We start from the raw sequence: 12,399 nt of genomic DNA on the forward strand, positions 1-12,399 counted from the left end.
GTTTCTCCTTGAAACGAGAATGTGGTTCTAGAGCCTGGCGGGCTCTCCCACGGATGTTGAGTTCTGGAAGGGCGGAGGACTAGCCCTCTACCGTGATGCCCATCGAGCGAGCAGTACCGGCGATGATCTTCGCGGCGGCGTCGATGTCGTTGGCGTTCAGGTCGACCTGCTTCGCCTCGGCGATCTCGCGGACCTGCGCCTGGGTGAGCTTCGCGACCTTCACGGTGTGCGGGGTCGAGGAGCCCTTGGCGACGCCGGCGGCCTTCTTGATGAGCTCCGCGGCGGGCGGGGTCTTCAGGATGAAGGTGAACGAGCGGTCCTCGTAGACGGTGATCTCGACGGGGATGACGTTGCCGCGCTGCGACTCGGTCTGCGCGTTGTACGCCTTGCAGAACTCCATGATGTTGACGCCGTGCTGACCGAGCGCCGGACCGATCGGGGGCGCGGGGTTCGCCGCGCCGGCCTTGATCTGGAGCTTGATCAGGCCGGTGACCTTCTTCTTGGGGGCCATTCTGATTCCTTTTCTCAGGGTTCGAGTGGTCGGGGGTTCCCGGCCGCTCTCCCGCGCACCCGACGGAGTCGGATCGCGGTGGAGGAGGGTCGGCCGGCGCGCACGCGAACGGGCGCCGACACGAAAACCCGTACGAGCTTACACGGCTCCCGCCACTCCCGACAGGGCGGATCCACGGGCCCCGCATCTTCTGCAGGCATGCGCACCATCTGCAGGCATCCGCACCGTCTGCAGGGGAATCGCGCCCGCCCGCGCCTGCGAGGCGGAGGAAAGCGCTTCTTCGCCGGGATCCCCTGCAGATCGCACCGGCACCCGCGCCGAGGAGCACCCCCGGAACGGCGAACGCCCCCTCCGCGGCAGCGGAGAGGGCGTCGTCGCGACGTCGGGACGTCGGGACGTCAGAGCTTGGTGACCTGGTCGAACGACAGCTCGACGGGGGTCTCGCGCTCGAACAGCGACACGAGCACCGTGAGCTTGCCGCTCTCGGGCTTGATCTCGCTGATGGAGCCGGGGAGCCCGGCGAACGAGCCCTCCTTAATGGTGATGGTCTCGCCGATCTCGAAGTCGACTTCGGCGGGCAGCACGCGCTGGGCCTGCTTCTGGCCCTTCGCGCCGGGCGCCTTCGAGGGGGCGACGTCCTTGATCTCGACGAGGCTCTTCAGCATCGTGAAGGCCTCCTCGAAGCGCAGCGGAGTCGGGTTGTGGGCGTTGCCCACGAAGCCGGTGACGCCCGGGGTGTGGCGGACGACCGACCACGAGTCCTCGTTCAGGTCCATGCGCACCAGCACGTAGCCGGGGATTCGCACGCGCGTGACCATCTTGCGCTGGCCGTTCTTGATCTCGACGACGTCCTCCATCGGGACCTGGACCTCGAAGATGTAGTCCTCGGCCTCGAGCGAGACCTTGCGGTTCTCGATGTTCGACTTCACGCGCTTCTCGAAGCCGGCGTAGGAGTGGATGACGTACCACTTGCCGGGCTTGCCGCGGAGCTCGGTGCGGAACGCCTCGTAGGGGTCGATGTCGGCGAGGTCCTCGCCGGCGGCCTCCGCGTCCTCGGCGGCGACCTCGGCCTCGTCCTCGACGGCCTCGAGGGCCGCTTCGGCCTCCTCGACGGTGTCGATGTGCGCGGCCTCGTCGACGGCGCGGTCGGCATCGGGGTCGTCGACCGACCCGATGGCGTCGAGCGCGGCCTCGAGGTCGGACGCGAGGTCCTCCTCGGACTCGTTCTCGTCGATGACGCTCAGGGCGCCCTCCTCGGCGGGCTCGACGGAGTCCTCCGCCTGCGTGAGGGTGCCGCCCTCCTGCGTCTCCTCGACCTCCGACGACTGCTCGGCAGCCGTCGACCAGTCGACGTCGTCGCGGTTTCTGTCAGACACTCGTCACAACTCTCTCTCGATCGATGCGGTCGGCGCCCCGAGGGCGCGTCCCGCTGTGGCCGGCGTCCTCCGCTGAGCGGATCGGGACGCCGCCGGGTCAGGCGCCCGGTGTGCCGAAGACGTACGTGACGGCCAGCGCGAACACCCAGTCGAGGAACGACACCAGCGCCATCATGATGACGACGAAGATCAGGACCACCACGACGTAGTTGCCGAGTTCTTTCCTGGTCGGCGTCACGACCTTCTTCAGCTCGGCGATGACCTGCCGGATGAAGAGGGCGATCCGCGCGAACGGATTGCGCCGCGCCGCACGCTGCTGATTCGCGATCGCGACGACGTCCTCGCTCGGCTCGTCGACTGCTTTCCCGGCCACCTGCACGCACCTTTCCCGCACCGGAACCTCCGGTGTGGCCGGCCGCCCATCGGGCGACCCTGGACCGATGTCCGCTGCATCGCGGGGACCGCGTGCGACGGGCATCGATGTGCAGGGCGGACAGGGCTCGAACCTGCAACCTGCGGTTTTGGAGACCGCTGCTCTACCAATTGAGCCACCGCCCTATGGATGCCGTTGCGGGCATCCGAGGAGGAACCGAACCCTCCAACACCCGTCGCAGCCCTGTCGGGCGCGGTGAAGAGTGGCAGAGTTCGACTACCTCGGAAGAGTGTACGTGGACCCGCCAGGAGTGTCCAGCCGGGCCCCGGCGCACGGATGCGGCCTCGCGCGCGCAGAGGATACGCTGGCGCTCGTGTCTGCTCCCACGCGCGTCTCCGCCCGAATCTCCGCCATCGCCGAGTCCGCGACCCTCAAGGTCGACGCGAAGGCCAAGGCCCTCCAGGCGCAGGGCCGGCCCGTCATCTCGTACGCGGCGGGAGAGCCGGACTTCCTCACTCCCGAGCACATCGTCGAGGCCGCGTCGGCCGCCGTGCTCGACCCGAAGAACTACCGCTACACCCCGGCGGCGGGCCTGCCGGATCTCCGCGCCGCGATCGCCGAGAAGACGGCGCGCGACTCCGGATGGGCCGTCGAGGCGTCGCAGGTCGTCGTGACCAACGGCGGCAAGCAGGCCGTCTACCAGGCGTTCCAGACCCTCCTCGACGACGGCGACGAGGTCCTCGTGCCGACCCCCTACTGGACCACCTACCCCGAGGCGATCAAGCTCGCCGGCGGCGTGCAGGTCGACGTCTTCGCCGGAGCCGACCAGGGCTACCTCGTCACGGTCGAGCAGCTCGAGGAGGCGCGCACCGAGCGCACCAAGGTCCTCCTGTTCGTCTCGCCGTCGAACCCCACCGGAGCGGTCTACTCGGCCGAGCAGACCCGCGCCATCGGCGAGTGGGCGCAGGAGCACGGCCTCTGGGTCATCGCGGACGAGATCTACCAGAACCTCGTCTACGCCGTCGACGGCCAGGACGACGCCGGTCCCCTCGAGCGGGCGACCTCCATCGTCGAGGCCGTTCCGGAGCTGCGCGACCGCACGATCCTCGTCAACGGAGTCGCGAAGACCTACGCGATGACCGGTTGGCGCGTGGGATGGATGGTCGGCCCCGCCGACGCGATCTCGGGCGCCTCGAACCTGCAGTCGCACCTCTCGAGCAACGTCTCCAACGTCTCGCAGCGCGCCGCCATCGCGGCCCTGACGGGCCCGCAGGAGCCGGCCGAGGAGATGCGTCTCGCCTTCGACCGCCGCCGCCGCACCATCGTCGCCGAGCTGAACGCGATCGACGGCGTCGACTGCCCCACCCCGGGCGGCGCGTTCTACGTCTACCCCGACGTCCGGGGCCTGCTGAACCGCGAGTGGGACGGCGTCACGCCGACCACCTCCCTCGAGCTGGCCGACCTGATCCTCGAGAAGGCCGAGGTCGCCACCGTCCCCGGAGAGGCGTTCGGCCCGAGCGGATACCTGCGCCTCTCCTACGCGCTCGGCGACGACGCACTGCTCGAGGGCGTGCGGCGGTTGCAGAAGCTGTTCTCGTAAGCCTCTCTCCTCCTCCGTCGTCGATCGGCCGCGGTCGGCTCGCGAGGTGGTTGCGATCCGCAGAGCGTCCAGCGTCCGCCTACGGCGATCCGCTCGCACGCGGATCACCGGTCCGGCTCGGCCGTGCCGGCGAGCCGGAGGCCGCTCCTTCCGGTTTCGGGGCGCGTCGGCTCTGGGGGACGAGGGGGGAAATCGCAAGAGGGGGTGGCGAAAAGGGTGCAGAGCTGTCAATGGGGGCCGGGACAGGGCACGCTGGTGCGATGAGCCCTGACGCAGCAGTCCGAGTCCGAGATCTGCGGAAGGACTACGGTGGCGCGCCCGCACTGACCGGCATCTCGTTCGACATCCACCGCGGAGAGACGTTCGCCCTCCTGGGGCCCAACGGCGCCGGCAAGTCGACGACGATCGAGATCCTCGAGGGCTACCGCGACCGCTCCGGCGGCGAGGCCTCGGTGCTCGGAGTCGACCCGCGCCACGGCGACCTCGCCTGGAAGTCCCGGCTCGGCATCGTGCTGCAGTCCAGCGGAGAGTCAGGCAACGCGACGGTCCGCGAGCAGATCGCGCACTTCGCCGGCCTCTACCCGCGGCCGCGCGACGTCGACGAGACCATCGAGGCCGTCGGACTCACGTCGAAGGCGCGCTCGCGCATCGGCAAGCTCTCGGGCGGTCAGCGCCGCAGGGTCGACGTCGCCCTGGGCATCATCGGGCGTCCCGAACTGGTGTTCCTCGACGAGCCCACCACGGGCTTCGACCCGGAGGCGCGGCACTCGTTCTGGGAGCTCGTCGCGCTCCTGAAGAGCGAGGGCACCACGATCCTCCTCACCACCCACTACCTCGACGAGGCCGCCCGTCTCGGCGATCGGGCCGCGGTCATCGCGGGCGGTCGGCTCCTGGCCATCGGCCCCATCGGCGAGATCGGCGGTGACGAGGCGCGGGTGCCCATCGTGCAGTGGGAGGAGGCCGGCGTGCTCCACCGGGTCCGAACGAGCGAGCCGACCCGCTTCGTCGCCGAGCTCTCGGCGCGGCTCGGCGAGCCGCCGGCTCTCGAGGTCCAGCGGCCCAGCCTCGAGGACATCTACCTCGACCTCATCCGGGACGACCGGGCGAGCGACGGCGGCATCGCCCTCGACATGATCGGAGAGCCGGCATGAGCGCGATCACCCAGGCCCGCCCCCGCACCCGCCTGCGCACCGGACCGGGCCGCACCCTGCGCCTCGGCGCCGCCCGCGCCCGCTACGAGGTCCGCTCCTACTTCCGGGCGCCCGACCAGGTGTTCTTCACCTTCCTCTTCCCGGTGCTGCTGCTCACGATCTTCTCGGTCGCGTTCGGCGAGAACGCGATCATGCAGGCGGACCCGCAGGATCCGGGCATCACCATGGCCGAGTACTACGTGCCCGGGCTGGTCGCCGCGGGCATCCTGCTCTCGGGCGTGCAGAACCTCGGCGTCGACATCGCGGTGGAGCGGAGCGACGGCACGCTGAAGCGCCTCGCCGGCGCTCCGCTGCCCGTACTGAGCTACTTCCTCGGCAAGTTCGGCCAGGTGCTGGTCACGAGCGTCGCGCAGACGGCGCTCCTGCTGGTCGTCGCCGCCACCGCCTTCTCGGTCGAGCTCCCGACCGACGGCGGGCGCTGGGCGACCTTCACGTGGATCTACCTCGCCGGAGTCGCGACCTCCGCGATCCTCGGCATCGCGGTCTCGGCGCTCCCCCGGTCCGGCAAGAGCGCGACCGCGGTGATCGTGCCGCCGCTGCTGGTCCTGCAGTTCATCTCGGGCTCGTACCTGTCGTTCACCACGCTGCCCGACTGGCTGCAGAACATCGCGAGCGTGTTCCCGCTGAAGTGGATCGCGCAGGGCATGCGCGCCGTGTTCCTCCCCGCCGACTTCGAGCAGCTCGAGGTCGACGGCGCCTGGGATCTCGGCGGCGTGGCGATCGTGCTCGGCGTCTGGCTCGTCCTCGGGCTCCTCGCGAGCCGCCTGACGTTCCGCTGGATCCGCCGCGACGCCTGACCGGCCTCGCTGATCGAGTAGCGGCCGCAGGCCGCGTCTCGAGATCCACCCCAGCCGGACATCGCGGGTCTCGATACGCCGCTCCGCGGCTGCTCGACCAGCAGCAGCTCTCGCTGATCGAGTAGCGGCCGCAGGCCGCGTCTCGAGATCCACCCCCGCCGGACATCACGGGTCTCGATCCGCCGCTCCGCGGCTACTCGACCAGCAGCAGCTCTCGCTGATCGAGTAGCGGCCGGAGGCCGCGTCTCGAGATCCACCCCAGTCGGCCATCACGGGTCTCGATCCGCCGCTCCGCGGCTGCTCGACCAGCAGGGGACGGCCGCGCCGCCTCAGACCGTGGTGCCGACGACCACGGGCTCGGGGTGCAGCAGCACGCCGAACTCGGAGAGCACGCGGCCCTGGACGTAGCGGGCGAGCTCCGCGACCTCCTCGGCGCGGGCGCCGCCGCGGTTGGTCAGCGCGAGGGTGTGCTTGCTCGACACAGCCGCTCGCGAGCCGGGCAGGGCGAACCCGCGCGAGACTCCGGAGTGCTCGATCAGCCATGCGGCGCTGAGCTTGACGAGGGCGTCGGGCGCCGAGGGCGCGGGCAGACCGATCGGCGCGCCCGCGGCGACGGCGTCGAGCGGAGTGACGACGTCGGCCTCGGCGGCCGGCTCGACCGGCCAGCGCGGTGCGGTCGGCGGCAGCCCGGCGGCGGCGGCGCTCGTGACGATCGGGTTCGTGAAGAAGGACCCTGCGCTGGCGGTGTCGGGGTCGTCGGCGTCGAGCACCATGCCCTTGGAGGAGCGCAGCCGGAGCACGGTCTCGCGCACGCGGTCGACGGGGACCCGGTCGCCGAGCTCGACGCCGAGCGCCGAGGCGAGCTGCGCGTACGCGATCGGGGCGCCGACCCCCTCCGTCTCCTCGAGGGCGAACTCGACGGCGAGGACCGCGCCCCGGCGGCCCTGCTTGAGCACCGACGTGCGGTAGCCGAGCTCGAGCTCGGCCGCAGTGAGGCGCACGGGCTCGCGGGCGCCCTCGTCGAGGAAGTCGACAGCGACGAGCGTGTCGCTGAGCTCCTGGCCGTAGGCGCCGATGTTCTGGACGGGCGAGGCTCCGACGGTTCCGGGGATCCCGCTGAGGGCCTCCAGTCCGGTCCAGCCGTTCCGGACGGTGGTCGCGACCAGCCCGTCCCACGACTCACCCGCCTGCACGCGCAGGTGCACGGAGCCGGGCCGATCCGAGTGCAGCCGCTCGACTCCCGTCGTGCGGACGCGGACGACCGCGCCCTCGACTCCGTCGTCGCCGATGAGGAGGTTCGACCCGCCTCCCAGCAGCAGCCACGGCTCGTCGTCGGCCCACAGCTCCTGCAGCACCGAGACCAGCTCGGTCGCGGTGGCGGGCTCGAAGTAGCGCTCGGGAGCGCCGCCGACGCGCAGCGTGGTCAGCGTGGAGAGGGACGGCGGCGTCATCGGCACCGGGTCAGACGAGCCGGACGCGCGCCTGGGCCTTGCCCAGCACGGCCTGACCGGCGACCGAGACAACCAGATCGACCCGGACCCAGCCGGCCTCGGCGTCGATCGCTCCGACCTTGGCGACCACGTCGACATCGGCGCCCTCGCGGGGGTCGACGACGACGGGGCGGGTGAAGCGGACCTGGTAGTCGAGGATGCGGCCGGCATCGCCGACCCAGTCGACGACGACCTGGACCGCGGTGCCCATGGTGAGCATCCCGTGCGCGAGGACGCCGGGGAGCCCGACCTCGGCGGCGACGTCGTCGCGGTAGTGGATCGGGTTGAAGTCGCCCGACGCACCCGCGTAGCGCACGAGGGTGTCGCGCTCGAAGTGCAGACGGCGCTCGCCGAGGACCTGGCCCTGCTGGAGCTCGGCGAGGACGGGGAGCGGCGCGAGCGGCTCCCCGGTGGGCACGGCGGCGGACTCGGTGCTCATTCGTCTCCCCTGACGACGAGGGTGGACACAGCGGTGACGACGTGCGCGCCGTCGCTGTCGGTGACGGCGGACTCCATCGTCACCATGGAGTGCGGACCGAGCTGCTTGACGCTCGAGACGCTCAGCACGGCCACGAGCTCGTCGCCGGCGACGATGGGGCGGGAGTGCACGAAGCGCTGGTCGCCGTGGACGACCCGGCTGAAGTCGATCCCGGAGTCGGGCTCGGCCAGCACCTGCGAGACGGTGAGCTCCTGCAGCACGACGGCGAAGGTCGGCGGCGCGATCACGTCGGCGTACCCGGCGCGGCGCGCGGCCTCGGGGTCGTGGTGGAGCGGAGAGGTGGCGAGCACGGCGCGCGCGAATTCGCGGACCTTCTCTCGACCCACCTGGTAGACGGCGGTGGGCGCGAAGGCGCGGCCGGTCAGTTCGGGGTTCACGGGCACCCGGACAGTGTACGCGGTGCCCTTCTCGCGGCGGCGGTCTCCCCTCGCCCGGGTGGCACGCGCGTATGACCATCCGCAATTTCCCATGCACGTATGGGTGACCCGCGCGCGTTCTTCTCGGAAGCTGGCCAGCATGTCGACACCCCTCCCCGAACGCGACTGGGCCGAGTACGCCCGCGAGCTCGGCACCAACCTCCACCGCGCGCGCATGGCCAAGAACGAGAGCCAGGAGCGCATCGCCCACGCCGCCGGACTCGCGGGCTACACCTACCAGAAGTTCGAGAAGGGGGAGTCGAAGCCCGGCTCCCCCGCGAATCCGCAGCTGAAGACCCTCTTCGCGCTCTGCGAGGCGCTGGACGTCGAGCTGGCGGACCTGCTCCCGCCGAATCCTCCCCGCGTCTCATCCCGCGACTCCTCGTAGCAGGAGCGCCCGCTCGACCGCCCGGACGAAGCGGGCCGCTCCGCTGAGATCGAGATCGAGCGCTCCGAGCGCGTCGGACTCGATCCGGAGCCGCTCCTCGCCGTCGTCCCCCGGGCGGCAGACCGAGACGTGCACGACGAGCGCCTCGGGCTCGTCGGCGGAGACCTCGGGCCGCCATCGCACGACCGGCACGCTGCGCGCCTCGGAGCGGTGCAGCCGCCGCGCCCGCCCTCCCACCTCGTCGTGCTCGCCCGCGCACCACATCGGGCACCCGTGGTCGCGCCCGCCGTTCTGTCGTCCGTCCATGTTCCGCACCAATCGCTCGAGGCGCACAGCACACCAGTCGGCACCGACATCGAGGAGGGCCCTCGACCGCGTTTCGTCGCGGGTGTGGACAGCCTCCGACCCCTCCCCCTCTGTGGAGGAGCGACGCCACTCTCCCATACTCAGATGGTTCCGCGCACGACGGCGCCGGGCGGGTCAGCGGTGCACGATCAGCCAGGTCGCGACGGCCGTCGACGCCCCGCGGTTCACCATGCGGTGCGGACGCTCGCAGGGGAAGGTGATCGCGTCGCCGGCCGCCAGCACGACGGTCTCATCCTCGAACTCCACCGTGAGCTCGCCGAGCGTCACCGTGCCGACCTCGAAGCCGTCGTGCCGCAGGAACTGGCGATGCGCGGTCGAGGTCGACCCCGGCGGGTAGGTCGACTCGAAGAAGTCGACCGCCTCGACCGGGCGGGGCGCGAGCCGACGGAACAGCACGCCGCCGTCGAGGGTCACCGGAGCGACGTCGCCCGCGCGCACGACCGCCGTGGCGACCGACGGGGGCGCCGGCTCGTCGAAGACCGCCGACAGCGGCACCCCGAGCGCGCCGACCACGGCGATCAGGCGGCCGACCGAGGGCTGCATCGAGCCGCGCTCGATCTGCGAGACCGCGCTCGCCGAGATCCCTAGCTCCCGGGCGAGGGCGCGCAGCGACATGCCGGAGGCGAGCCGCAGCTCGCGCAGGCGCGCACCGAGGCGCTCGCGGTCGACGCCTGCGGCGAGCGCCCCCGCGGCGATCTCGACCGGGCTCTCGGGGGCACCGGCATCGGGAGTCGAGTCCTCGGTGAGCATCGGGCGGCCCTCCTTCGGCGATCGTCACACACCCGTAACGGACCCGAAACGAGCCGGAGTGTGTCAAGCAATAGGTTCACATGCTGTGAAGCCACTGCTTCACGGCACCGGACTCCACGAACAGCGCCTCACGCACTCCGCGGGGACGGCCGACCGCCTCGGTCCGCCACCACGACCACCCTGACACATCCGATCCGAGCCGGGCCCGCGCCCGGCCGCCCGAGAGGTGGATCCTCCATGACCGACCGCGCCACAGCACCCCGCACCGACCTGCCCGCCGTCCCACCCGACGCCCCCGAGCTCCCGGCCGGCGCCGCGCTGATCAAGCCCGGCTACGACGACCGCCTGGCGAACGAGGACCTCGCTCCGCTGGTGAAGCAGCGCTGGTCGAGCTACAACATCTTCGCGTTCTGGATGTCGGACGTGCACAGCGTCGGCGGCTACGTCACCGCCGGATCCCTCTTCGCGCTCGGACTCGCCGGCTGGCAGGTGCTCGTCGCACTGGTCGTCGGCATCGTGATCGTGCAGATCTTCTGCAACCTCGTCGCCAAGCCGAGCCAGATCACCGGCGTGCCCTACCCCGTCATCAACCGGGCGATCTTCGGCATCCGCGGGGCGAACATCCCCGCGATCATCCGCGGCCTCATCGCGATCGCCTGGTACGGCGTCCAGACCTACCTCGCGGCGCAGTCGCTGAACATCGTGTTCCTCAAGTTCTTCCCCGACCTCGCCGCCTGGAACACTCCGGAGGCGTCCTTCCTCGGGCTGTCCGCGCTGGGCTACCTCTCGTACGCGATCCTCTGGGTCGCCCAGGCCGCGCTGTTCTGGCGGGGCATGGAGTCGATCCGCCGCTTCATCGACTGGGCCGGACCCGCCGTCTACGTGGTGATGCTGGTCCTGGCCGTCTACCTCGTGTCGCAGGCGGGCTGGGAGAACATCTCGCTGAACCTCGGCTCGGGCGAGGTCCTCGACTTCGCCGCCTCGCTGCCCGTCATGATCTCGGCCGTCGCGCTCGTCGTCTCCTACTTCTCGGGGCCGATGCTCAACTTCGGCGACTTCTCGCGCTACGCCCGCAGCTACGGCGCGGTGAAGAAGGGGAACCTGCTCGGGTTGCCGATCAACTTCCTCTTCTTCTCCCTCCTCACCGTCATCACCGCGTCCGCGACGGTGCCGGTCTTCGGCGAGCTCATCACCGATCCGATCGAGACGGTCGAGCGGATCGACACCTGGTTCGCGGTGCTGCTCGGCGGGCTGACCTTCGTCATCGCGACGATCGGCATCAACATCGTCGCCAACTTCATCTCGCCCGCGTTCGACTTCTCGAACGTCAACCCGAAGAAGATCAGCTGGCGGATGGGCGGCATGATCGCCGCCGTCGGCTCGGTGCTGCTGACCCCGTGGAACTGGTACTCGAACGACACCGCCATCCACTACACGCTCGGGATCCTGGGCGCCCTCATCGGCCCGCTGTTCGGCGTGCTCATCGCCGGCTACTACCTGATCAGCCGCCAGCGAGTGTGGGTCGACGACCTCTACACGATGAGCGAGACGGGACGATACTGGTTCTCGAAGGGGTTCAACCCCAACGCGGTGTGGGCCACCGTCATCGGCGGAGTGCCGTCGGTCGCCTCGGTGCTCGTGCCCCGCTGGATCGCGGAGGCGGGCGGCCCCTCCTTCACCTGGCTCGGCGACTACAGCTGGTTCCTGGGCTGCGGTCTCGGCTTCGTCGCCATGGCCCTGCTCGAGCGCCGCGCACCGCGGATCGGCCGACTCGAGGAGGACCTCGAGAACGTCAGCGACGGCAGCGCCGCCTGATCCGCCCGGGCGGCCGCTCGCTCCGGGCGGCCGCCCTCCCCGCACCCGCCACGTCCCCGAGGAACGCCATGCGCATCACCGTCGTCAACCCGAACACCAGCGAGCGGATGACGGAGGCGATCGGCCGGGCCGCCCGCTCCGTCGCCTCGATCGGCACCGTGATCACTGCGGTGACGCCTCCGATGGGGCCCGCCTCGATCGAGAGCCACTACGACGAGGCACTGGCGGTGCCCGGGCTGCTGCACGAGATCGTCCGGGCTGACGCGGCGGGCAGCGACGGCTTCGTGGTGGCGTGCTTCGGGGATCCCGGAGTGGACGCCGCCCGCGAGATCGCGCGCGGCCCGGTCGTCGGCATCGCCGAGGCCGCGATGCACACGGCCACCCTGGTGGGCCGCCGCTTCAGCGTGGTGACCACTCTGTCGCGGACCAGCGGTCGCGCGTGGGACATCGCGCGACGAGCGGGCTTCGGGGACGCCTGCGCCGGCGTGCACGCCTGCGACATCCCGGTGCTCGAGCTCGACGATCCGGACTCGGACGCCCGCCGGGCGGTCCTGGAGGAGTGCGCCGCCGCCCTGGCCGCCGACGGCTCGGACGTGATCGTGCTGGGCTGTGCCGGCATGGCCGACTTCTGCCGCGAACTCTCGAGCGAGCTGGGGGTACCGGTGATCGACGGAGTCGCGGCAGCCGTCCGCCTCGTCGAAGGCCTCGTGGCGATGGGCGTCACGACCTCGCGGCGCGACGAGTTCGCCGCACCGCGCCCGAAAGCGATGTCGGGCCTGCTCGCTCCGTTCGCGCGGGTCTGACAGC

General features: G+C 70.9%; 14 protein-coding genes and 1 tRNA gene. 6 read left to right on the forward strand and 9 right to left on the reverse strand.

Features of this window, described 5'->3' with window-relative positions:
• Positions 1–79: 79 nt before the first annotated feature.
• The 4 genes from rplK to C1I63_RS00810 form a co-directional block, all read right to left on the reverse strand.
• Positions 80–511 (reverse strand): 50S ribosomal protein L11, encoded by a 432-nt coding sequence (gene rplK, locus C1I63_RS00795; protein ID WP_055790620.1) that lies wholly within the window; start codon positions 509–511, stop codon positions 80–82.
• A gap of 398 nt (positions 512–909) precedes the next feature.
• Positions 910–1,887: a transcription termination/antitermination protein NusG gene (gene nusG / locus C1I63_RS00800; protein ID WP_055790617.1), complete on the reverse strand. Its 978-nt coding sequence runs from the start codon at positions 1,885–1,887 to the stop codon at positions 910–912.
• 97 nt (positions 1,888–1,984) lie between these two features.
• Entirely contained in the window at positions 1,985–2,260 is a 276-nt protein-coding gene (gene secE, locus C1I63_RS00805) for a preprotein translocase subunit SecE (RefSeq protein WP_055790614.1), read from the reverse strand.
• A gap of 112 nt (positions 2,261–2,372) precedes the next feature.
• Positions 2,373–2,445: transfer RNA gene (locus C1I63_RS00810), tRNA-Trp, on the reverse strand.
• A 188-nt stretch (positions 2,446–2,633) separates the two neighbouring features.
• Between C1I63_RS00810 and C1I63_RS00815 the strand changes: the two genes are divergently transcribed.
• The 3 genes from C1I63_RS00815 to C1I63_RS00825 all read left to right on the forward strand — a co-directional run bounded on the left by C1I63_RS00815 (position 2,634) and on the right by C1I63_RS00825 (position 5,868).
• Entirely contained in the window at positions 2,634–3,860 is a 1,227-nt protein-coding gene (locus tag C1I63_RS00815; protein ID WP_107573403.1) for a pyridoxal phosphate-dependent aminotransferase, read from the forward strand.
• A gap of 260 nt (positions 3,861–4,120) precedes the next feature.
• On the forward strand, positions 4,121–5,011 hold the full coding sequence (locus tag C1I63_RS00820) for an ABC transporter ATP-binding protein (protein ID WP_055790608.1): 891 nt from the start codon (positions 4,121–4,123) through the stop codon (positions 5,009–5,011).
• Positions 5,008–5,868, forward strand: coding sequence for an ABC transporter permease (locus tag C1I63_RS00825; RefSeq protein ID WP_055790605.1), 861 nt, complete (start codon positions 5,008–5,010; stop codon positions 5,866–5,868). The genes C1I63_RS00820 and C1I63_RS00825 overlap by 4 nt, the downstream gene beginning before the upstream one ends.
• 329 nt (positions 5,869–6,197) lie before the next feature.
• Here C1I63_RS00825 and C1I63_RS00830 read toward each other — a convergent pair whose 3' ends face one another.
• From C1I63_RS00830 to C1I63_RS00840, 3 genes are read right to left on the reverse strand one after another with little or no spacing between them, the layout of a single operon-like run.
• Positions 6,198–7,319 carry a UDP-N-acetylmuramate dehydrogenase gene (locus tag C1I63_RS00830; protein ID WP_211315536.1) on the reverse strand — a complete coding sequence of 374 codons (1,122 nt, stop codon included), beginning with the start codon at positions 7,317–7,319 and terminating at the stop codon, positions 6,198–6,200.
• A gap of 10 nt (positions 7,320–7,329) precedes the next feature.
• On the reverse strand, positions 7,330–7,797 hold the full coding sequence (locus C1I63_RS00835) for a MaoC/PaaZ C-terminal domain-containing protein (RefSeq protein ID WP_107573405.1): 468 nt from the start codon (positions 7,795–7,797) through the stop codon (positions 7,330–7,332).
• Positions 7,794–8,240: an FAS1-like dehydratase domain-containing protein gene (locus tag C1I63_RS00840; protein WP_082481220.1), complete on the reverse strand. Its 447-nt coding sequence runs from the start codon at positions 8,238–8,240 to the stop codon at positions 7,794–7,796. The genes C1I63_RS00835 and C1I63_RS00840 overlap by 4 nt, the downstream gene beginning before the upstream one ends.
• A 133-nt stretch (positions 8,241–8,373) precedes the next feature.
• Between C1I63_RS00840 and C1I63_RS00845 the strand changes: the two genes are divergently transcribed.
• Positions 8,374–8,661, forward strand: coding sequence for a helix-turn-helix domain-containing protein (locus C1I63_RS00845; RefSeq protein ID WP_055790599.1), 288 nt, complete (start codon positions 8,374–8,376; stop codon positions 8,659–8,661).
• Here the strand turns inward: C1I63_RS00845 and C1I63_RS00850 are convergent.
• Together C1I63_RS00850 and C1I63_RS00855 are read right to left on the reverse strand one after the other, a co-directional pair.
• A complete protein-coding gene (locus tag C1I63_RS00850; protein WP_146168329.1) occupies positions 8,641–8,967 on the reverse strand; it encodes a DUF6907 domain-containing protein in 327 nt (108 codons plus the stop codon). The genes C1I63_RS00845 and C1I63_RS00850 overlap by 21 nt on opposite strands.
• A 174-nt stretch (positions 8,968–9,141) precedes the next feature.
• Positions 9,142–9,777: a helix-turn-helix domain-containing protein gene (locus tag C1I63_RS00855; protein ID WP_107573407.1), complete on the reverse strand. Its 636-nt coding sequence runs from the start codon at positions 9,775–9,777 to the stop codon at positions 9,142–9,144.
• A gap of 237 nt (positions 9,778–10,014) precedes the next feature.
• Between C1I63_RS00855 and C1I63_RS00860 the strand changes: the two genes are divergently transcribed.
• On the forward strand, positions 10,015–11,592 hold the full coding sequence (locus C1I63_RS00860) for an NCS1 family nucleobase:cation symporter-1 (protein ID WP_107573408.1): 1,578 nt from the start codon (positions 10,015–10,017) through the stop codon (positions 11,590–11,592).
• A gap of 68 nt (positions 11,593–11,660) precedes the next feature.
• Positions 11,661–12,395: an aspartate/glutamate racemase family protein gene (locus tag C1I63_RS00865; protein WP_107573409.1), complete on the forward strand. Its 735-nt coding sequence runs from the start codon at positions 11,661–11,663 to the stop codon at positions 12,393–12,395.
• The last annotated feature ends 4 nt before the right edge of the window (positions 12,396–12,399 follow it).

The sequence above is a fragment of the Rathayibacter caricis DSM 15933 genome, from assembly GCF_003044275.1.
Taxonomy (GTDB): Bacteria; Actinomycetota; Actinomycetes; order Actinomycetales; family Microbacteriaceae; genus Rathayibacter; species Rathayibacter caricis.